At 70.2% G+C, this 21200-nt stretch carries 17 protein-coding genes and 1 pseudogene; 7 read left to right on the top strand and 11 right to left on the bottom strand.

Translation table 11 applies throughout. The features are described 5' to 3' along the window. Position 1: 1 nt before the first annotated feature. The 4 genes and pseudogenes from ACH49X_RS17045 to ACH49X_RS17030 form a co-directional block, all read right to left on the bottom strand. Positions 2-382 (bottom strand): peptidase inhibitor family I36 protein, encoded by a 381-nt coding sequence (locus ACH49X_RS17045; RefSeq protein WP_195079345.1) that lies wholly within the window; start codon positions 380-382, stop codon positions 2-4. 147 nt (positions 383-529) lie between these two features. Further along, positions 530-799, bottom strand: a complete 270-nt coding sequence (locus ACH49X_RS17040) for a helix-turn-helix transcriptional regulator (protein WP_357205879.1) — start codon at positions 797-799, stop codon at positions 530-532. A 122-nt stretch (positions 800-921) separates the two neighbouring features. After that, positions 922-1428, bottom strand: a pseudogene (locus ACH49X_RS17035) (hypothetical protein); the annotation flags it as partial. Between the two features lie 304 nt (positions 1429-1732). Then, positions 1733-3334 (bottom strand): FadD3 family acyl-CoA ligase, encoded by a 1602-nt coding sequence (locus tag ACH49X_RS17030; RefSeq protein ID WP_357205523.1) that lies wholly within the window; start codon positions 3332-3334, stop codon positions 1733-1735. A 377-nt stretch (positions 3335-3711) separates the two neighbouring features. Here ACH49X_RS17030 and ACH49X_RS17025 point away from each other — a divergent pair, with 377 nt between their 5' ends. Both ACH49X_RS17025 and ACH49X_RS17020 read left to right on the top strand, forming a co-directional pair. Continuing rightward, the gene (locus tag ACH49X_RS17025; RefSeq protein ID WP_357205520.1) at positions 3712-5874 is read left to right on the top strand and encodes a pyruvate, phosphate dikinase; all 2163 of its coding nucleotides are present in this window, start codon (positions 3712-3714) and stop codon (positions 5872-5874) included. Next, complete coding sequence (locus ACH49X_RS17020; RefSeq protein ID WP_357205517.1) at positions 5864-6649, top strand: tyrosine-protein phosphatase; 786 nt, start codon at positions 5864-5866, stop codon at positions 6647-6649. Before ACH49X_RS17025 ends, ACH49X_RS17020 begins: the two co-directional genes overlap by 11 nt. A gap of 396 nt (positions 6650-7045) precedes the next feature. On the opposite strand, the gene ACH49X_RS17015 is transcribed toward ACH49X_RS17020, so the two are convergent. From ACH49X_RS17015 to ACH49X_RS17005, 3 genes are all read right to left on the bottom strand, one after another. After that, positions 7046-7363 carry a hypothetical protein gene (locus ACH49X_RS17015; protein WP_195079351.1) on the bottom strand — a complete coding sequence of 106 codons (318 nt, stop codon included), beginning with the start codon at positions 7361-7363 and terminating at the stop codon, positions 7046-7048. Positions 7364-7493: 130 nt separating this feature from the next. Further along, complete coding sequence (locus ACH49X_RS17010; protein WP_195079352.1) at positions 7494-8399, bottom strand: tyrosine-protein phosphatase; 906 nt, start codon at positions 8397-8399, stop codon at positions 7494-7496. Between the two features lie 81 nt (positions 8400-8480). Beyond that, positions 8481-10877, bottom strand: coding sequence for a PEP-utilizing enzyme (locus ACH49X_RS17005; protein WP_357205514.1), 2397 nt, complete (start codon positions 10875-10877; stop codon positions 8481-8483). A gap of 163 nt (positions 10878-11040) precedes the next feature. Between ACH49X_RS17005 and ACH49X_RS17000 the strand changes: the two genes are divergently transcribed. The 3 genes from ACH49X_RS17000 (at position 11041) to ACH49X_RS16990 (ending at position 14081) form a co-directional block, all read left to right on the top strand. Then, on the top strand, positions 11041-12522 hold the full coding sequence (locus ACH49X_RS17000) for an FAD-dependent oxidoreductase (protein ID WP_357205511.1): 1482 nt from the start codon (positions 11041-11043) through the stop codon (positions 12520-12522). A 97-nt stretch (positions 12523-12619) separates the two neighbouring features. Further along, positions 12620-13783, top strand: a complete 1164-nt coding sequence (hsaA, locus tag ACH49X_RS16995) for a 3-hydroxy-9,10-secoandrosta-1,3,5(10)-triene-9,17-dione monooxygenase oxygenase subunit (RefSeq protein ID WP_195079355.1) — start codon at positions 12620-12622, stop codon at positions 13781-13783. Between the two features lie 28 nt (positions 13784-13811). Beyond that, positions 13812-14081: a hypothetical protein gene (locus ACH49X_RS16990; RefSeq protein WP_357205508.1), complete on the top strand. Its 270-nt coding sequence runs from the start codon at positions 13812-13814 to the stop codon at positions 14079-14081. 19 nt (positions 14082-14100) lie between these two features. On the opposite strand, the gene ACH49X_RS16985 is transcribed toward ACH49X_RS16990, so the two are convergent. From ACH49X_RS16985 to ACH49X_RS16970, 4 genes are all read right to left on the bottom strand, one after another. Next, positions 14101-16380, bottom strand: a complete 2280-nt coding sequence (locus tag ACH49X_RS16985) for a LuxR C-terminal-related transcriptional regulator (RefSeq protein WP_357102842.1) — start codon at positions 16378-16380, stop codon at positions 14101-14103. A 114-nt stretch (positions 16381-16494) separates the two neighbouring features. Continuing rightward, on the bottom strand, positions 16495-17724 hold the full coding sequence (locus ACH49X_RS16980; RefSeq protein WP_195079358.1) for a bifunctional 3,4-dihydroxy-2-butanone-4-phosphate synthase/GTP cyclohydrolase II: 1230 nt from the start codon (positions 17722-17724) through the stop codon (positions 16495-16497). A gap of 61 nt (positions 17725-17785) precedes the next feature. Beyond that, positions 17786-18361: a PadR family transcriptional regulator gene (locus ACH49X_RS16975; protein WP_195079359.1), complete on the bottom strand. Its 576-nt coding sequence runs from the start codon at positions 18359-18361 to the stop codon at positions 17786-17788. A 38-nt stretch (positions 18362-18399) separates the two neighbouring features. Beyond that, a complete protein-coding gene (locus ACH49X_RS16970) occupies positions 18400-19233 on the bottom strand; it encodes an IclR family transcriptional regulator (RefSeq protein ID WP_357205505.1) in 834 nt (277 codons plus the stop codon). Between the two features lie 224 nt (positions 19234-19457). On the opposite strand from ACH49X_RS16970, the gene ACH49X_RS16965 reads away from it, so the two are divergent. Both ACH49X_RS16965 and ACH49X_RS16960 read left to right on the top strand, forming a co-directional pair. Beyond that, positions 19458-19964, top strand: coding sequence for a flavin reductase family protein (locus ACH49X_RS16965; RefSeq protein ID WP_195079361.1), 507 nt, complete (start codon positions 19458-19460; stop codon positions 19962-19964). A 93-nt stretch (positions 19965-20057) separates the two neighbouring features. Beyond that, on the top strand, positions 20058-21200 hold the full coding sequence (locus ACH49X_RS16960; protein ID WP_357102834.1) for a Rieske 2Fe-2S domain-containing protein: 1143 nt from the start codon (positions 20058-20060) through the stop codon (positions 21198-21200).

The raw sequence follows: 21200 nt of genomic DNA, 5'->3' as shown, positions 1-21200 counted from the left end.
CTCAGTGGCAGACCCACAGGGCGTCGGCCTTGTTGTCACCGTCGGCGGGCACATTGCCCTTGCTGTTGTCGGGCACCGAGACGAGCAGTTGCCACTCCCGACCGGTCCAGTTGTAGACGCCGACCGTCTTTCCCGTGCGGTTCCAATACGAACTCAGACGATCTCCGATTCCTTCGTTGCCGATGTCGTGCAACAGACAGTTGTTGTCGACCTGCACGAACATGCCGGTGCCGCCGCGCTGGTCGTAGCCGCAGAACAGTCCGCCCGGGCAGTCGTAGGCCGCCGCCGCCGGCGCCGGCGCGAGGGCTGCGCCGTACCCGGCGACCGCGAGGGTGGCCGCCGCCGCAACACTGATACGGCGGAACAGTTTGATCGAGAACATGATTGACCCTTCGAAGCCGATGGGATCGGGTATCGGTGCGGCGGAGAATCCGCCGCACTCATGATGGGCGGATCGGACCGCCCGCGACTATCCATCTCGCGCGAGTTCTGTCCGGGCCGCGCGGTAGGTTCGGCGCTGCGCGGCGGGTCAGGCGCGCAGCGTCACCGACGGCGGTACACCCCATCGCCGCCGGTACAGGGCCGAAAAACGGCCCAGATGCCAGAATCCCCAATCTGCGGCCACCGCGGCGACCGTAGTCTTGGTGGGGTCCGCGGCGGCCAGCGCGTTGTGCACGCCCACCAGCCGGGCTTCACGCAATCGTGCCGTTGGTGTGGTGTCGAGGTAGCGCCGGAAGCCCTCCTGCAGGCTACGCACCGAAAGTCCCACTGCCTCCGCGACATCGGTGACGGTGAGCATTTCGTGCGCATGGTCGATAATGAGTTGTTCGGCCAGGCGGATGGGACGCGGCGTCGAGTTCCCTGGGGCGCTGTGAGCAGGAACTCCGAGTAACTGTTCGGCTGCGCCAGCAGGAGTTGGGACATCATCAGCTGCTCGACCTGCGGCCGCAGCCGTGGATCCAGGAACAGGCCGGGGCCTTCGGCGTCGGCCTGCAGCATGCGCAGCGATTCGAGCCAGATCCGGGCGGCCGGTGACCGCAATCGCATGGCGACGGCCATCCGCAGCGGATGATCCGGCGGCCGACCCAGCATCCGCCGCAAATGGTCGTCCAACGCGGCCCGGTCGAATCGGACGAGCAGTTGCCTGCTGCTCTCGTGCCAATTCATGTCCAGGGGCGCGTCGGGATCCGGAACCGAGGCCACCGCCGGGTCGGAAGCGATATCCGCGGTCCCGTTGACCACCCGGGCCCATCCGGCCAGCGGTATTTGAACCAGGCGGAAGGTCTCGATGGGTTCGGTCCGGATCCGAACCTGAACCCCGTAATGCTTGTAGACCAGGCCGACATCGCCGTACCGGACGACATTGCAGCTGGCCTCCATGGTGGAGGCACCCGGGTCGAGCCGGTGCTCACGCAGAATGCCGCTCATCTCCGCCCGGGCCACGTCGGGGTCGGCGGTCCGGAAATAGCGATGCCCCGACAGCGGTTCCACGAACATTCCGACTGCCCTCCAAGCAGCAGGCGCCGCGCCGACGGGGCCTGGATCAGTGGATGTCGATATTGTCCGTCGACACCTGCGGACACACAATCGTTTCGCATCGACTCCCGACACCTCGGCCGGCAGTTCGCCGAGAACGGCGTCCCCGCCATCCCCGGACGACTTGCCGCCCTGCGGCAATTCGTCTTTCAGGCCGCCGCTCAGCCATACCCAACGGGATACATCTTCGAAGTGCTCAGGGCTGCGCCTCACGCGAACGCAGAGCGCGTTTCAAGACCTTGCCGTTGGCATTTCGGGGTAGTGCCGCTACGACCTCGATGCGACGCGGAAGCTTGTAGCCGGCCAGACGAGGTCGCGCCCAGGCGATTATCTCCGCAGGTTCGATCTCGGCGATGCCGTCGAGGACGACGAAGGCGTGGCCGACTTCACCGAGACGAGCGTCCGGGACGCCGACCACTGTGGCCTCCGCTACGTCGGGGTGGGTACGAAGGATGCGCTCGATTTCGGCGGGGTAGACGTTGAATCCGCCGACGACGAACATGTCCGTGCGGCGGTCGGTGATGCGCAGATAGCCATCGGCGTCCAGGGTGCCGATGTCGCCGGTGCGCAACCAGCCGCCCGCATCGATGGCGGTCGCTGTCGCTGCGGGGTCGCCGAGGTAACCGTGCATCACATTCGGGCCGCGCACCGCTATCTCGCCGGGCCGACCGACCGGCACCGGCTGCCCGGTGTCGTCCACGATCCGAATCCGTACGTCCGGCAATGCCTTTCCAACGGTGTCCCCGATCAGGATCGCAGGGGCATCTGGTGGGCAGACCGTGGCGACACCTGTCGATTCGGTCAACCCGTATCCGGTGAAGACCTTTTCGGCTCCCAATTCACGGCGGATTCGCTCCACCAACTCGGTCGGCACGCTGGAACCACCGGTGCCCGCCAGGCGTAGCGAGGTCAGGTCACGGGGCACACGCCGGTCGTGGGCGAGTAGGTCGTGGAAGAGCGTCGGAGGACCGGTCAGTACAGTGATCCGCTCGCGCTCGATGACGCTGAACACTCGCTCGGGATCGAAGCGGTCCACCGGCACCATGGTGGCGCCGCGCAGCAGGCTCGCGATGATCCCGGCCCGGTAACCGAAGGCGTGGGAGAACGGGTTGACCAGCAGATACCTGTCGTCGCCGGATAGGGTGACCGCATCGGCCCAGTGGGTGAAAGCCTCGATCGTCTGCCTGTGGGTGGTCGGCACGCCTTTCGGTACGCCCGTGGTGCCGGACGTGAACAGGATGTCGGAGATCGACTCCGGGGCCACGGACGCGCTCCGCGCGTCGGCTTCCGCGGCGGGTATCACCTCGCCGAGGGCGAGAAAGCGAGCCCACGAGAAATACTCGGGCCTGTCCTCGCGAACTTCGTCGAGCAATACGACGGTCCGCAACTCCGGCAGCCCGTGTCCCGATGCCCGCAGCATTCCCGGGTAGTCGTTGCCGAGGAAGTCGCCCACGGTGAGCAGCACGCGGCACCGGCTACGAGCGAGGATGCCCGCCGCCTCGGGACCGCGCAGTCGAGTGCTGAGGGGAACCAGCGTCGCGCCCGCACCGAGCACGCCGAGCGCGGCGATCACCCAACGCGTGGTGTTGGGCGCCCAGATCGCCACCCGCTCGCCGGGCCGCACCGCTCGCGCCATCACCGCCTGTGTGACACGCCGCGCTTCCGCGGCGGGCTCGGTGTAGGTGAGCTGCCCCTCCGGTGACGCCACCGCGATGCGCGGGCCGTCCCGCCGTGCCCGCTCGGCCAGCACCGCCGGAATCGTCGCGAGCTCACCGGTCGCTGCACCGCGTCGATCCATGCCGCGATCGTGCCGCATCGACTGTTCCACGCGGTGCGATCGCGGCCGAATATCCCGTTGACCGGGAATTCTTCCCCGATCACGCGTTCGCGGGAGCCCGTGCCCCGCCGCGAGCGGGAACCGGTATCGGCGTGGCAAGCCGATCGAGCGACGGTGGCGACGACCAGCAGAGTCGGACGACACGCCGTATCCGGCGGCTCATCGGAACCGTCCTGCTCAGCGGGACCACGGGTACGGCAGGTGACCGATGGCACGGCAGGCTCGAAGCGAGCGACAGGTGTGTGCGCCGCGGTTCGCGTCCGGTCCGGCACGGGCCGGTGTACGAGGTTCCGAATCGCGCTGGGGCGCGGATTGTTCAGTGAGTGCTGAGGAGTGACATGACGGCCGGAGCAGAGCTAGTGGAGCGAAACGACGAGGCAGCGGGCGCGGGGCCGGTCGTCGAACTCGACGGCGCCTGTTCGCTGTCCCGGGAACGCATCGGCGGGAAGGCGTGGAGCGTCAACCGCATGCGCGCGCTCGGCCTGTCGGTGCCGCCCGCGTTCGTCATCACCATCGAGGGCTGGGCCGACTTCTCGGCACGCGGGGCAATCGGCGAGGACATCTGGCACGGCGTCCAGGAGGGCATCGCCGCCATCGAGCGCGGCACCGGACGTGTCTTCGGCTCCGGCGCCCGTCCGCTGCTGGTATCGGTCCGCTCGGGCGCCGCGGTGAGCATGCCCGGGATGATGGACACGGTGCTGAACCTCGGCATGAACGAGGCGGTGGCGCGAGCACTGGCCGTGGAGACCGGGAATCCGGGCTACGCGGCCGACACCCGGGAGCGGTTCCGCGCCCAATACCGCGAAACCGTGCTGGGTGATCCCGACGGTGCGGTGCCCGAGGATCCGTGGGAGCAGTTGCGGGCGGCCATCAGCACGGTGTTCCGGTCCTGGGATTCGCCTCGGGCGCAGACGTATCGGCGCAATCGCGGCGTTGCGGGAACCCTGGGCACCGCCGTCACCGTCCAAGCCATGGTCTTCGGCAATCTCGATGCCAAGTCCGGCACCGGCGTGCTGTTCAGCCGCAACCCGAACACCGGCGACCGCGCGCTGTTCGGCGAATGGCTGGTCGGCGGGCAGGGTGAGGACGTGGTGTCCGGCCGGACCACTCCGCGGCCGCTGGACGAACTCGCGACGCTGCTGCCACAGGTGCACGCGGAACTCGTCGCGGCGGCCGACCTGCTGGAACGCGATGGCCGCGATATCCAGGACATCGAGTTCACCGTCGAATCCGGCGCCCTGTGGCTGTTGCAGTCGCGGCCGGCCAAGCGCTCCGCGCGCGCGGCCGTGCGCGCCGCGGTGGCGATGGCCGAGGAAGGGCTCATCGGCGCGGACGAGGCACTGAAGCGGGTCACCGCCGACCAGGTGCGCACCGTGCTGCGACCGGCGACCGGGGAGTACACCGGGACACCGCTTGCTCGTGGCGAAGCGGCGTGTCCCGGCCTGGCCTCGGGTGTCGTCGTCACCGATCCGCACGAGGCCGAGCGCCGCGCGGAGGCGGGCGAGGACGTGATCCTCGTACGCCCGACCACCAGCCCCGACGACCTGCACGGCATGATCGCCGCCAAGGCGATCGTCACCGAACTGGGCGGAGCCACTTCGCATGCGGCGCTGGTCGGTCGCGAGATCGGCAGACCGTGCGTGGTCGGTTGCGGCTCCGGTGTCGTCGCGGCACTGGCCGGTCGGGTGGTGACCGTGGACGGCGGCGCGGGCACGGTCTGGCCTGGACGGGTCGAAGGCAAACCCGTGGACTCCGCCACCCTCGCCGACGTCGGCCGATTGGCCGGGTGGGCGGGCACCGACATCGACGGGTTGGCGACCTGGCTCGACGCGCGGGCGACGGACGCCTCGGCGCAGGCGCACGCGGCGGCTCCGGCGACGGTAACGGAGATTCCCGACCTCGATCTGCTGCGGCTGATCGGAATCAAAGGCAGGGCCGCGCACGACGCGCTGGCCGCGGGCGTCGGCGCGCCCACCGAGACCGTCGCCGCTCGATGCGAAGAACTGGTGGCCGGGGGCTGGTGCGCCGCGACACCGATCGGCGTGCGACTCACACCGGAAGGCCGACAGCACTTGGACGGCCTGCTCGCGCTGGAGCGACGGACAGTCGATCGGGCCGCGATCGCCTCCGTCTATGCCGAATTCTGCGATTTCAACGGGATTTTGAAAGAGATCGTCACCGCATGGCAGATGAAGGACCCGGCCACCGTCAACGACCACGCCGACGCCGAGTACGACGGTGCGGTGCTGACCAGGCTGACCGATCTGCACCATGCCGTGCAACCGCTGCTGCGGCGAATCGGCGACGTCGCGCCGCGGCTGGCCCGGTACTCCGCCCGCTTCGCGCGGGCGATCGAGCGGGTCGCCGCCGGCGATCACGCCTGGGTCGCGCGACCCGTGCTCGACAGCTACCACACCGTGTGGTTCGAGCTGCACGAGGACCTGATCGGACTGTGCGGCCTCAACCGCGCCAACGAGGCGGCGGCCGGCCGTGCCCACTGACATCACGGGCGAATCCACCGCGCCACAGGAACGTTGGGTCGAGTTCGCCCAGATCGATAATGTCCGCGACCTGGGCGGGCTTCCCGTGCGGGGCGGGGGCGTCACCCGTTTCGGGGTGGTCTACCGTTCCAGCACCCCGCAGAATCTCACCGAGTCCGACCTGGCCGAACTGCTCGGGCCGATCGGCCTGCGCACCCTGATCGATCTGCGGCTGCCCGATGAGGTGGAGCGCGAGGGCTACGGACTGCTGGCCACCGCCGACGTGCGGCGGGTCTGTCTGCCGGTGCGGAAATCGCCGCAATCCTCGCTGGCGGCACGGGATCTGGTTCCCGATTCCAGCCGGGTGGATCTGGTGGACCTGTACGCGAAACTGCTGGCAGGCAGCGCTGACTCCATCGTCGCGGCGGTACGCCTGGTCATCGACGCCGACAGCCACTCGGTGCTGTTCCACTGCGCCGCGGGCAAGGACCGCACCGGCGTGCTCGCGGCGGTGCTGCTGGACGCGGTGGGCGTGCCGCCGGAGGCGATCGCGGCCGACTACGCCCTGACCGGTGAACGCATGCACCGGGTCCGCGACCGGCTCGACGCGCTCCCGTCCTACACCGGGCTGCCCCCGGTCAGTACCGGCATCCTCGGCGTCGAGGCCGAGGTGATGGGGCATTTCCTCGCGAAACTGTGCGCTGACCACGGCGGCGCAGCCGAATGGTTGCTGAGCAGCGGGCTCACCGCCGCAGAACTGGCGCGACTGCGTGAGGTGCTGATCGCCCCGGGATAGGACGCCGCGGTCGTGGCATCCTCTCCTGCCCGGTGCACCGGCGGGCCACGCCGGCAGGTCAGTCCTTGACCGGATCGGCTCCGGCCCGCTTGGTCACCGAGTCGCCGACCTCCAGCGCCTCCCACAACGCTCGGTCCACGCGAATCTTTCTCGTGCTGCCGTCCGGCAAGCGAATGTGCTAGCGCCGGTACAGATTCGCTCCGTCCAGCAACCCGCGCGACTTCTTCACGACCGTTCCGCGCCACTGCTGCTGTCCCATCGACCTACTCCCTCACTCGACTCGACGCTGACGCCGTAGCGATGCCCCGACCGGCGTGTTTCCAGTGTCACGACCCGCCGCGCTCGGCACATCACCACTGAGAAGTAGACGTGCTGTGCCCGGAGTCGGACACCACATCAGTCAGCGGGTTGATGTCGCTTCCACGCCGTCTCCGGCTCGAAAGCCCGGCGACGAGACAACGAGCGGGCGTGGCGGGTTCCTGCCATGCTGTAGTCGGCGTCGACGAACTCGCCGCACAAGTCGATGCCCGCCCGTGCCACCGCGATATCCCCGCCGCCCCACACCACGGTCGTCGGAACACTCACCCGCGGCGCGTGCAGCCAGTCGTCGCCGATAGCGCGGTACCAGTTCAGCGCGGCCGTCATCGCGCCAGGCTGGAGCAGGCGGGTGATGTGGTGGTCCGCGACCTCGCGCGCTCCAGCGGAAGCAGCCATCCCTGCATGCCAGCGGCGGGCCGCTCAGCGATCACGAGTTCGTGACCAGCCCGCGCCGCCGTCTTCCCTGTCCCGGAACGACCGAGCGGGCCGGGTGGACATGCTCCACCCGGCCCGCTGCAGTCATCGGCTACCGCGGCAGCAGCTCGGTTCTCAGCGCGTCCAGCGTGGCGCCGTCGACACCGAGCCCGTCGGTGACGAACCGGTCGAACGATCCGAAGGACGCGGCGGCCTGGTCGAAAGCGGCGTCGAGATAGTCGGCGCGCACGCCGAGAATCGGATCGAACAGCGCGGGATCGGTGACCAGCCCCTTGGCCACCAACCCGTCCAACGTCGCCTTGTTGCTCGCGGCCAGGTTGTCGTTCGATTCCAGATAGTCCTTGTACACCTGACCCTTCGGGACGCCGAGCGCCGTCATCAGGACGGCGGTCATCCATCCGGTGCGGTCCTTGCCCGCGGTGCAGTGGAACAGCACCGGCCCGTTCGCGTTCGCGACATCCCGGATGGCGGTCCCGAACTGCGCGCGAGCGCCGGCGTCGGTGACCATCCAGCGGTAGTAGTCGCGCATGATGCCCGCGGCCTTGCCGTCGCCGAACATCTGCTGCTGCACGGCGGGGCCGCCCTGCACCGCCTTGCCCACCAGCAGGTAGAAGTCGTTGCCCGGGTCGTACACCGGACGCGCGAGCGTGGGAATCGACGCGGGCAGCTTGTCCGGGTTGGCCCCTGACTCGTTCGGGCTGCGGAAATCGATCACCGCGGTGATGCCGGAGGTCACCAGTTTCTGCTGGTCGGCGGCGGTGAGCTTGTCCAGGGCGTCGGTGCGGAACACGACGCCGGTGCGGAGTTTGCCGTTGCCCTGGGTGGGGTAGTCGCCGATGTCCCTGGCATTCGGCGCCGCCGACAGCTGCATGGAGCGGTCGTGCACGGTGTGCACGAGCCCGGGGCTCGCCACCGCGGTGGTGGTGGACGGGAACACGGCGATCAATGCGGCGGCGACACCGGTCACCGCCCCGCGAACAGCACGCGAAATCGTCACTGGCTCATTCCTTCCATAGGGTCGCGGCCCGGCCGACGCCGAACCGGCATGTGGGCCGGGGTGCTCGACCCCGGCCACGACTCAGGCGTCGGCGAGCAGGGTGACCGTGCCGGCCGCCCCGTCGACGCGCACGCGCTGCCCATCGGCCAGCCGGGCGCTGGCGGTCTTGGTGTCCACGACGCAGGGAATGCCGAATTCCCTGGCGACGATGGCGGCGTGTGACGCGGAGCCGCCGATGTCGGTGACCACCGCGGCGGCGTAGGCGAACATCGCGGTGTGCCCGGTGTCGGTGACCGAAGCCACCAGGATGTCGCCCGGCTCGATGTCGTCGTCCAGCGACAGCACGCGTTTCACGGTGCCCTCCACCACGCCGGGGCACACCCCGATGCCGGTCAGGCTGTCACCGGGCAGCAACGCGTCCGCGTTCGGCAGCGGCTCCCAGTCACCCGCGATCACATCCGGCATGCGGACGCCGTGCAATCGGGTCAGCTCGGCTCGCCGTCGTGCCACCCGCTCGGCCAGATCGGCAGGCGCCCAGAGGATTTCGTCGAGCGTCAGGAAGCAGGCATCCTCGGCCTGCTGCAGCAGCCCTTGCCGGATCAGCCGCTCCGCCCGCTCCCGCACGGCGAGGCGCAGGCAGTGGGTGTAGCGGACCACGGCGTCGCGGACGCGTTCGCGCGCCATCGTCGCCCCCGCCGCCATCCGCGCGGTGCGACTCGGCGCGGGGCCGACCGGTTCCCGTTTGGGCGCGGGCATCTGCGCGGCACGCGCGGCGGCGGTCACCAGCAGCTCCGGGCGGTCGCCGAAGGTCGGATTGAGCAGTTCGCACTCACCCGGTCCGCGATGCCCGATCCGCCGCAGCTCCTCGTCCAGGGCGGCGGAGAAGGCGGGGGAGAGCGCCCGCGCGGCGGTGACGTCGCCCGCGTGCGCCGCGTCGTGCAACGCGGGGTCGGTCCGGCACAGTGCGGCGAGCCGTTCCACCGCGAGCATGGTCCTGGCCGACTCCAACCGCTCCGGATCGATGGGCACGGTCGCCGCTTCCTTGCCGCGGGAGTGGATGGCCGTGGCCGCACCGGTCATCATCACGCCGATGGACGCCGCCGCCCAGGACTGGTTCAGCCGGTCCCGCCACAGCAGGACGCGGGCGTGCAGTTGTTCATCGGTGAGCTCGCGAATCGCCGCGGCGCCGAGGGCTTCCTGATGGGCGGCGGCGTTGATGCCGTCGGTGGTCTCGCGATAGCGCAGCGCGGTGCGCAGCACGCGGCCCGCCGCGCGCCACGTGGCGCGGGTGCTGGCGAATCCGGTCGGCGTCGGCGGCTTGCCGTGCGGGGTGAGGGAGATCTCGGCCGGGATGTTGCCGTAGACGTCACGGCGGATGCTCTGCTCGTCCCAGCCGGGCATGTTCTCCGCGGCCAGCACCCCGATGGAGGCGTTGATGTAGATGTGGTGCCCGAGCACCGTGGTGACCCGGCTGGTCCAGTGCTCCAGCGCGATGCCGTCGAGCGCGATCATCCGGCCCATCGCGGCATTGGCCAGCCGGATAGCGCCCGCCTGCAGATCCACGGTCAGCGGGGTGAGCGGTCCGGGTAGCGCCTCGGACGTATTGGTCGCGGTGTGCACCGGGTAGGCCGGGTCGACGCGATCGTCGAACTCGCCCTCGAGACCGTCCGGTGCGACCGACACCAGGGCGTGGCCGTCCGAAGTCGCCGCGCGGGCGGGTATCACGTAGCCGGGCAGCGGGATCGCCCCCGGCCGGGCGACGAACTCGTCGCCGTCCAGCTTGCGACCGGCCAGTCCGCGCACGATGTCCGCCGCGACCTCGGACGCGGTCCACCCGTAGTGGAACCCCCATTCGCTCTGCGTCGCAGTGGTATCCATTCGCGGTCGCGTGCCGGACGTCCGTCGCCACTTCCGCGTCCCCGCCGCCGCACGGATGCGGTCCGCGTCCGCGCCGGAGATCACGCCGGGCGCGGCGAGTTCGACCGCGCCGGTGCGCGCGGACCCCGCGGCCAGCACCAGGAAGCGTTCGAAGTCGTCGGTGTGCAACACCTGGAATCCGCCCGCCCGGCGAGAGCCCAGCAGCCGGCGCAGGACGCGCCAACTCTCGCCATCGACGCGCCTGCCCGCGACCGGCGCGGTGCGCACGATCAAGGCCGCCGCCCCGCTGGAGCGCACGACGTCCTCGGCGACGGCATCCGAACCGGCGACCACCGGAACCACGATCCGCGCCCCGGCCGTTCGGGCCGCCGACGCGATCGGGGCGAGCGCGCCGCCCAGATACACCACCGCCGCGCACCCGGCGACGGCCTGTGCGCACAACGCGGGCTCCGCCGGGTCGCCGGTGATCACCTCGACCCGGGGGTCGACGTACCGGTGCCGTGCCCGGTCCAACCCGGCCACGTCGTGTCCGGTGGCCAGCAGCATGCGCGCCACCGCGCGACCGGTCGGATCGGAAACCCCGGTGACCAGGACCCGCATGAAATCTTCCTCCTCGCTGGCGCCCAAGCGGACGTGACGCCGTTCACACACCATCGCCACGCGGCGACCCGGCGACCGACCGCAGTCCCGATGAACGGGACCGGCGGGTCGCTCACCGAGACCGGCGCCGGCTTCTCGGGAGCCGGGCGGGAAGGTCGACTCCATGAGTGATCGGGACTCGGTCGCGCCTCGGGAGGCCGCCGAAGTGGGCGCCTACGACCTCGAGACCGATGTGCTGGTGGTCGGTTACGGATGCGCCGGAGCGGCGGCGGCCTTCGAGGCCGCGGTGACCGGCGCGCGGGTGCTCGTGCTGGATCGGATGAGCGGCCCGGGCGGCGCGTCCGCTCTGTCGGGTGGCGAGATCTATCTCGGCGGCGGCACACCGATCCAGTGGGCCTGCGGCTTCGACGACGACCCCGCGGCGATGGCCGCATTCCTGTCCGCCGCGCTGGGTCCGGGCGCCGACCCGGACAAGATCGCTCGCTACAGCGAGGACAGCGTCGCGCACTTCCACTGGCTGTCCGACCGCGGCGTGCCGTTCCAACCCACGCTGTGGGACGCTCCGGCCTGGGTGCCGCCGACGGACGACGGGTTGATGTGGCTGGGGGAGAACAGCATGCCGTTCTCCGGTCTCGCCACGCCCGCGCCGCGCGGGCATCGCCCCGCCGCCCCCGACTTCGGCGGCAAGCTGCTCATGGATCGCCTCGCCGGGGCCGCTCGGTCCGCCGGGGCGAGAGCGCTTTTCGACACCAGGGCGGCTCGCCTGATCGTCGCCGCCGACGGCACGGTCGTCGGCGCGGTGGCTCGGCGATACGGCACGCAGCTGACCATCCGGGCGCGCCGCGGCGTCGTGCTGACCACCGGTGGTTTCGTCGACAACGACGCCATGCTCGCCGCCCACGCGCCGCGACTGCTGGGGCACACCAAGGTCAGCGCGGGCACCGACGACGGAAGCGGGATCCGGATGGCGCAGGCGCTCGGCGCGGCGGTGCGGCACATGTCCACCGGCCAGGTCGGCATCTCGCTCGTTCCAGGTCTGGCCGCGCGCGGCATCGTGGTGAACGGCCACGGGCAGCGATTCGTCAACGAGGACACCTATCCCGGCCGGATCGGCCAGGCGGCGCTGTTCCGCCAGGACATGCGGACCTGGGTCGTGCTCGACGAACCAGCGTTCGACGAGGTGCCGGAACAACAGCGGTGGGGTGTGCGCCCGACCCACGTGGCGGAGACCGCCGAAGAACTCGCCGACCTCATGGGCGTGCCCGCGGCCGCGCTGGCCGACACCGTCCGCCGCTACAACCACTTCGCATCCGCCGGTGACGATCCCGAGTTCGAGAAGGCGCCGCGCTGGGTGCGGCCGCTCACGCCGCCGCTCGCCGCGATCGACGTGCGGGCGGGGGTGCGGCCGCCGTCGGAGTCCGGTGACCGCCGCGGCACCGGCGCCTCCGTGTTCACCCTCGGCGGTCTGCACACCTCGCTCGACGGCGCCGTGCTCGACATCGACGGCGCCCCGATCCCCGGACTGTTCGCCGCAGGCCGTGCCGCGAGCAACGTGCACGGCGAGGGCTATATCAGCGGCACTTCGCTCGGCGACGGCACCTTCTTCGGCCGCCGTGCCGGCGCCGCCGCGGCCCGCACCAGCTGATCCGGGCGGCGGGTTCCGGTCATCGGGATGGATCGGACCGGACGGCGCCGCACCGGCCTAGCGTCGAAAGACGGCACTACCAGGAGGATTACCGCATATGAACAACAAGGTGCTCGATCGGGTACGGGATCTGCTGCCCGCGATCCGGGCGCGAGCCGCCGACGCCGAACTGCAGCGCAGAGTGCCCGATCAGAGCATCAGGGAGCTGACCGAGGCCGGGGTGTTCCGCATGCTGCAGCCGTCCCGCTTCGGTGGCGACGAATCCTCACCGGTCGCGTTCTACGAGGTCATCCGCGCCATCGCGACCGCATGCCCGTCCACGGCGTGGGTGTCGTCGGTGCTCGGCGCGCACCCCTGGCAGCTGGCGTTGTTCCCGCCGCGGGCGCAGGAGGACGTATGGGGCGCCGATCCGGACACGCTGGTCTCGTCGTCGTACGCGCCGACCGGCAAGCTGACGCCCGTCGACGGCGGTTTCGAGATCAGCGGCCGGTGGAGTTTTTCTTCCGGTTGTGATCACGCCCGCTGGGCCTTCCTCGGCGCGGTCGTGCCGAACGACGAAGGGGGAGCGGACTACCTCACCGTCCTGGTGCCGCGCGCCGACTACCGCATCGAGGACGTCTGGCACGTGTCGGGGCTGTCCGGCACCGGCAGCAACGACATCGTCATCGAAAAGGCGTTCGTCCCCGCCCACCGGACCTACAGCGCGAGCGAACAGGCCGAGCTGCGCGGACCCGGCCAAGAGGTCAATACCGCCGCGCTCTACCGGATCTCGTTCGGCGCGGTGTTCTCCAACACCATCACCGCACCCATCATCGGCGCCGCCCAAGGCGCCTACGAAGCGCACATCGAGCGCATGCGCGAACGAGTGCGGATCTCCTACGGCGGGCAGAAGGCCGCCGAGGACCCGTTCGCGCATGTTCGGGTCGCGCGCGCCGCCTCCGAGATCGACGCCGCCATCCTCCAGATGGAGCGCAACATCGGCGAGCAACTGCGCTACGCCGAGGCGGGCGAGGAGATCCCCCTGGAACTGCGGGTACGCAGCCGCCGCGACCAGGTGCGCGGCACCGAACGCGCCATCGAGGCCATCGACCTGCTGTTCGACAACTCCGGCGGCCACGCCATCCGCAAACCCAATCCGATCGAACGGCACTGGCGCGACGCGCACGCCGGAAGCGTGCACGTCATCAACGACGTCGAGCGCGCGCTCGTCCTGTACGGCCGCGACGCGTTCGGCCTTCCGGTCACCGATCGGATGATCTGATGACGCTCACCGCGGAGAACACCACGCGTTGGAGCACGACCGGGGGCTGCGGCTGCGATATCACCAGGCGGGCTCGGGCGCGCCGCCGGTGCTGTTGCACGGCTTCGGGCCCGGCGTCTCCGGACGGGCCGACTTCGGCGCCAACCCGCCGGTGCCGGCCGAGCGTTTGCGCTGCCTGATCGTGGATCAGCCCGGCTTCGGTGCCAGCGGCCGCCCAGCGGTGGTTCCGCTGTGGGCACGACTGCGCGGCCTGCGCGCCGAGACGCAGATCCTGTGCGGGCGCGACGACCGTCTCTGAACGCCGCCGATCACGTCCATCACACCTCGTGATCACGCACCCACCCCGCGATCTGGGTCCGGGAGGTGAAACCGAGCTTGGTGAGGATGTGCTCGACGTGGGTCTCGGCGGTACGCACCGAGATCACCAGATCGGCGGCGATGCGTTTGTTGCTGTGACCCGCCGCCACCAACCGGGCGACGTCCTTCTCCCGGCGAGTGAGGACATCCGCGGCCCGAGACGCATCCGCGGCGGGCTGCGGTGGCCGCGGCGCGGCGGGCGCGCGTCCCAGCGCGTAATCGATCGCCTCGCTCAGCGACAGCGTCGCGCCGCTGTCGAAGGCCTCCTGGAACTTCCGCTCGCCCAAAGCCTCCCGCACTCGGCCGCGCATCCGGTCGCCGAGCACGCCGGTGATGGCGTGGGCCAGGCGCACCGTGCTGCGCGCCAGGATCTCCGCGGCGCCGAGCAGGCGGGCGGCTCGCTCGAAATCGGCGCGCGCGACCGCCGTCCACGCCAGCCCTTCGAACGCGGAGGCGAGCCAGACGCAGCGGTCGAACAGGGCGAACATCTCGACGGCGCTGGCGAGATACGCGGTCGCGCCGTCCTGATCGCCGCGCCGCCAGTGATCCAGTCCCATGCACCACTGCGCCAGCCCGCCGAGCAGAGAGGGCCCGCGTTCGGTGGTGACCTCGAGCAGCCGCTCGGCGAACGCGGTGCAGCGTTCGTCGGCGAGCACGAGGGCGCACACGAACGCGAAGGCGAGACTGTCCATCTCCATGGCGTGATGGCCGCATTCGGCCGCCAGATGCGTTGCGGTCTCCGCCAATTCGAGCGCTCGGGCGGTGTCGCCGTCGTTGAAGGCCAGCAGCGCCGAGTCGAGCATGGCCTCCGCGAGGATGTCGGGAGCATTGACCTTGCGTGCCAGGGCGACGCATTCGTCCACCAACTGGTGCGCGGGCCCGCGATCGGACAGCAACGCCGCCAGCGAGGCGGCCGCGGACAGTCCGCGTGCGCGCAGCTCGGTCGGTCGGCCCGCCTTCGCCAGCGCATCGGTCAGCCAGCGATAGCCCTCGGTGAGGAACCGGTTGTGCTCCCAGAACGGCCGCAGCACCGCCGCCATCTCGAGCGCCGACTCGGGTGCGTCGGTGAGGCCGGACTGCAGCGCCGCGCGCAGATTCGCGTGCTCGCGGTTGAGTTCGCGGAACCAGGCGACGTCGTCGGAACTCCAATACGCGGTGCGGCCGCGCAGCGCCAGCCGCCGGTAGTGTTCGCGGTGGCGCGCACGCGCCTCGGGCTCGTCGCCCCGCTCGGCCAGCCGGTTGTGGGCGAACCGCCGGATCGGCTCCAGCATCGAGTACCGCCCGACATCGCCGTCGTAGCGCAGGCTCAGCACCGACTTGTCGACCAGCCCGGTCAGCTCGTCCATCACGATCCGCCCGTTGGGAGCGGGCAGGCACACGGCTTCGGCGGCGTCGATGTCGAAGCCGCCGGAGAACACCGACAGTTGTTCCCACAGGCGCTGTTCGGCCGGCGTGCACAGGTCGTAGCTCCAGCGGATCGCGCCCTCGATGGTCTGCTGCCGTTCCGGCGCGATGCGCGGTCCCGCGCTCAGCAGGGCCATGGTGTCGTCGAGCCGGGCGAGGATCTGTTCGGGAGTGAACACGCGGAACCGCAACGCGGCCAGTTCCAGCGCGAGCGGAATACCGTCCAGCCTGCGGCAGATCGCGGCCAACGCGTCCCGATTCGCGGGGGTGGCCGCGAAGCCGGGGTTGGCGGCGCTCGCTCGTTCGGCGAGCAGGCGCATCGCGTCGCTGTCGGTGGTCGCTGCGTCCGGCAGCGGCAAGGGCGCGACCGGCATGACCTGTTCCCCCGGCACGCCCAGCACCTCCCTGCTGGTCGCCAGCACCCGGACCTGCGCGGTGGTGGCCACGATGCGGCCCACCAGCCGCGCGCAGGCGTCGATCAGGTGCTCGCAGTTGTCCAAGATCAACAGCAACCGTTTGTCCGCGAGGAACTCGGTGAGCCGCCGCAAGGGCGTCGCGGTGTCGTCGCGCAACGCCATGGCCTCCGCGACGGTCACCGTGACCAGATCGGGGTCGCGGACGTCGGCCAGTTCGACCAGCCACACCCCGTCCGGGAACGCGCGCGCCACCGCCACGCCGACCTGGCGGGACAGCCGGGTCTTGCCGACGCCGCCGGGGCCGAGCATGGTCAGCACCCGCGTGGTGGGCAGCAGCCGCTTCGCCGCGGCGAGTTCCTCCCGGCGCCCGACGAAACTGGTGACCTCGGCAGGGAGGTTGCCGATGGGACGCCGCGCCATGGGTGTCAACCCTAGGTACCGCGCGGGGCGCGGAAGAGCGTTCTGGACAAATTCAACTCCGATGACCGTGCCCGCGGCGTCGCGCCGACCGCGGGCGGACCGAACCGGCGCCGCTCATCGAGCGAGGGCGGCGGCGTCGACCTCGCTGAGCTGATGGCGCATCCGGTCGCGCTTGGCGCGCAGATAGCGCACGTTGTGCTCGGTGGGACTGGTCTGCAGCGGAATCCGCCGTTCGACCGCGATGCCGTGTTCGGTCAAGCCCGCCTGCTTGGCCGGATTGTTGCTGAGCAACCGGACCGACCGCACGCCCAGATCGTCCAGGATCCGCGCCGCGGCGCCGTAGTGCCGGGCGTCGACGGGCAGCCCGAGTCGCAGATTCGCGTCGACGGTGTCGGCGCCCCCGTCCTGGAGCTCGTAGGCGCGCAGTTTGTTCAGCAGTCCGATGCCGCGGCCCTCTTGTCCGCGCAGGTAGACCACGACCCCGCGGCCCTCGGCGGCCACGGCCCGCAGGGCGGCGTCGAGTTGCTCGCCGCAGTCGCAGCGCAGCGAGCCGAACGCGTCGCCGGTGAGACATTCCGAGTGCACCCGGGTGAGCACGTCCCGTTCGCCCGGCGCACCGAGCACCAGCGCGAGATGTTCGGCCCGGTCGTTCGGATCCCGATAGCCGATGAGCCGGAACTCGCCGAAGCGGGTGGGCAGCCGGGTCTCGACGACGCGCACGACGCCCGGCTCCAGCCTGCGTCGGTGCGCGATCAGCTCGGCGATGGAGATGATCGGGATCCCGTGCACCCTGGCCATGGTCAGCAGGTCGGGAAGCCGGGCCATCGACCCGTCGTCGCGCACCACCTCCGCGATGACTCCGGCGGGGCGCAGGCCCGCCATCCGCACCAGATCGACCGCGGCCTCGGTATGCCCTTGCCGCCCCAGCACGCCACGCGGGTGCGCCCGCAGCGGGAACACGTGCCCGGGGCGGGTGAAATCCCGGGGCGTGGCGCCGGGATCGGCGAGCAAGCGCATGGTGTGCGCGCGGTCGGCGGCCGATATGCCGGTGCCGATGCCCGCCGCCGCGTCCACCGAGACGGTGTAGGCGGTGGCTTTCGGGTCCTGGTTGACCGCGGTCATCGGCGGCAGCTCCAGCCGATCCAGGTCATCGCCCGTCATGGGCACGCACAGCACGCCGCTGGTGTGCCGCACCAGGAACCCGATGTTCGCCGCGGTCGCCTTCTCCGCGGCCAGCACCAGATCGCCTTCGTTCTCCCGGTCCTCGTCGTCCACGACGAGCGCCATGCCGCCGTTCGCGATCGCCGCCACCGCGGCGGGCACCGTATCCAGTTCACCGGTCATCGTCGGCCACCTCCATATGCCTAATCGAAATATGGCGGGACCGGAAGAACCAGGTGGCGTCTCACTCAGTGAGGCGTTCGATATCCGCCAGCAGCTCCCTGGCGAAATCGCGCTCCGCCTCGTAGTGCCGCACGCACCAGCGCAGCACCAACTCGGGATAGGCCCAGTCCGGGTTCGCCTCCGCGCCCTGCGCGTCGGCCTCGGCGCGCCTGCGCATCTTCTCGGCGTACTCGATGTGCTCGGTGAGTATGCCGCGCATCCGGTCCGGTTCGGCGAGGTTGCCAAGCCACGCCCGCAGCATCACGCTGTGCTTGAGCACCGGCGCCTCCACCGGCGCGTGATTGACCCAGTTCGCCGCCGCCGCACGACCTTCCGGCGTGATGGCGTACATCCGCTTGCCGCGCACGCCGTCCTCGTGCACGACCGCGCGGGAGCTGGCGTAGCCGTGCTTCTCCAGGCGTTTGAGTTCGGCGTAGATCTGGCTGAACGACGGACTCCAGTAGAAGAACTGCAGACTCCAGTCGGCCCATTTCTTCAGGTCGTAGCCGGAGAGTTCGTCGGCGTGCGAGAGCATGCCGAGTACGGCCCACGCGGTGGTCGGCAGGTCGGGCACCGCGGGTGTGACGCCATCGGTCATGGCCGGACTGTACCGTCCAGGCATAGTCGGATTCGGCACTAGCGCCAGCGCGCCCGGCGTCCGAACAGCGACCGCCCGGCCTCGTGGGAGATCTCGAGCAGCACCCGCGCCAGCTTGTCGAAGCTCATCGCCTCAGCCCGCCCGGACAGCGACAGTGCCGCGGGTGCGGTGCCTCGGCCCCGCAAAGGCGCTGCCACGCAGGCGATTCCGTCCATGGACTCCTCACGGTCCACCGCAACCCCTTGGCGCAGCCGGATCTGGGCCAAGGCCCGGTGCAGCGCGTCGGGTTCGGTGATGGTGTGCGGGGTCCGCCGCGGCAGCCGGGAATGGAACGCGGCTTCGGCGATGCTCGGCTCGAGCGTGGCGAGCATCGCCTTGCCGAGCGCGGTGCAGTGCGCGGGCATGCGGCCGCCGAGGCGGGTCGGCAGCATCGCGGCCAGGCGGCCACCCGCCTTGTCCAGATACACGATCTCGCGTCCGTCGAGCACCGCGAGGTGTCCGACCATGCCGGTGCGCTGGCACAACTCGTGCAGCAGCGGGCTGACCGCGTCGCGGATCTCGTTGTGGTCGGCGGTGAGCCCGCCCAGTTCCAAGGTGCGCATGCCGAGCCGATATCCGCCCGAGGTGTGGGCCAGCCAGCGCAGCCGGATCATCTGATCGAGGATCCGGTGCACCGTCGAGCGCGGCAGGCCGGTGCGCTCTACCAGGCCCAGCAGTGTCAGCGTCGGGGTGGCGGCATCGAACGCGTCCAGGATGAGGGTCATCCGCTCGATCATCGATACCGGCACGTCGGCTTCCGCCCCCTTGGCGCGGGTGCGGTGCGGGCCCCGGTCGGCGCGCGGCTCGGTATCGGGCAGCAGGGTGACGGTCATGCGAACCTCCGTCGGTCACAGTCGGTCTACGTCGACCAGGCATTACGCGCTCGATCGCTTGTGTCTCCCATCACACTGACGCGTCGGCGGACGGGAGGAATCGGGAGAACTACGTAGCTTCTACGGATCCGCATCTCGGTGACCGGACTCCGATCTTGACGCCCATCGGGCGATGGCTGCTGTCATAGCTGTCAGGTATATGCCTGATGGAAATCGGAGGCTCGATGGAACCGGTGCTCGAGACGGACGGATCGCCCCTGGACGTGCGCGATTTCAAAGCGGTGCTCGGTCGCTTCTGCACCGGGGTCACGGTGATCACCGCGCTGGGGGAGGACGGGCCGGTCGGTTTCACCTGCCAGTCGTTCTCGGCGCTGTCACTGGAGCCGCCCGCCGTCTGCTTCTGCCCGGCGCGCACGTCCACGTCGTGGCCGCGCATCCGCGCGGTCGGCCGGCTCTGTGTCAACATCCTGGCCCACGACCAGCAGGACCTCTGCCGTCGTCTCGCGCGCAGCGACGCGGACAAGTTCGCGGGGGTGGACTGGGAGCCGTCGCCCAACGGCTCGCCTCGGCTGGCCGGAAGCATGGCCTGGCTCGACTGCGAGGTCGAGCAGGAGGTCGACGGCGGTGACCACACCATCGTCATCGCGCGCGTCACCGCGCTGTCGGAGCATCGCGAGGCGGCGCCGCTGCTGTTCTACCGCTCCGCGTTCGGACGGCTCGATGAGGCCTGAGCGCCTCCCGGCCAGTGGGACTGCACATTTCCGCGCCGGGATGCCGAACCGAAATATCGAGGTGACAAACGTGCGCGAATTGTGGAGGAACCGATGACTACCGACACCGAGGTCCGAGTGATCGACGCGGGCGCTCCGCCGGCCCGCTACGCGCGCGGCTGGCACTGCCTGGGCCTGGCGCGGGACTTCCGGGACGGCAAGCCGCACACCGTCGAGATCTTCGGCACGGAACTGGTGGTGTTCGCCGGTGCCGACGGGCAGTTGCACGTGCTCGACGCCTACTGCAGGCACATGGGCGGGAACCTGGGTGACGGCCGGATCAAGGGCGACTCCATCGCCTGCCCCTTCCACGACTGGCGTTGGGGCGGCAACGGCCGCTGCACCGGCATTCCTTACGGCCGGCGTGTACCACCCCGGGCGCGCACCCGCTCGTGGCCGACGTTGGAGCAGAACAAACAGCTGTTCGTGTGGAACGACCCGGAGGGCAATCCGCCCCCGGAAGAGATCACCATCCCGCGCATCGACGGGGCGTTCAGCGACGAGTGGACCGACTGGACCTGGAACACCATGACGATCGACGGCGCGAATTGCCGCGAGGTCATCGACAACGTGGTGGACATGGCGCACTTCTTCTACGTGCACTTCGGATTCCCGACCTACTTCAAGAACGTGTTCGAAGGTCACGTCGCCAGCCAGTACATGACCTCGGTATCGCGCGAGGACATGATGGGGGAGACCGCGAAGGCGTTGGGCGGCAAGAACATCCTGCACTCCGACGCGTCCTACTACGGCCCTTCCTACATGATCGATCACCTGCGCAGCGAGAGCGCGGGCCTGACGGTCGAGGGCATCCTCGTCAACTGCCACTACCCGGTGTCACCCACGAAGTTCGTGCTGCAGTACGGCGCGATCGTGAAGAAGCCGCACGGCGTGCCCGCGGAGCAGGCCGAGGAGATCGCGGCGAAGTTCGCCGGTGGCCTCGGTCGCGGCTTCGAACAGGACGCCGCGATCTGGCGGCGCAAGACCCGCATCGACAATCCGCTGCTGTGCGAGGAGGACGGGCCCGTCTACCAGCTGCGCCGCTGGTACGAGCAGTTCTACACCGACGTGGCCGACATCGACCCGAAGATGACCGATCGCTTCGAGTTCGAAGTGGACACCACCAGGGCGGTCACGGCGTGGGAGGCGGAGGTCGCGGAGAACCTCGCCGGGCAGCGCGCCGGCGCCGGAGCCTGA

Origin of the sequence: Nocardia sp. NPDC019323 (assembly GCF_044389845.1) — a bacterium.
In the GTDB taxonomy this organism is placed as follows: Bacteria; Actinomycetota; Actinomycetes; order Mycobacteriales; family Mycobacteriaceae; genus Nocardia; species Nocardia implantans.
The sequence above is the reverse complement of the archived record's forward strand: the minus strand, read 5'-3'. Positions and strand labels throughout refer to the sequence as shown.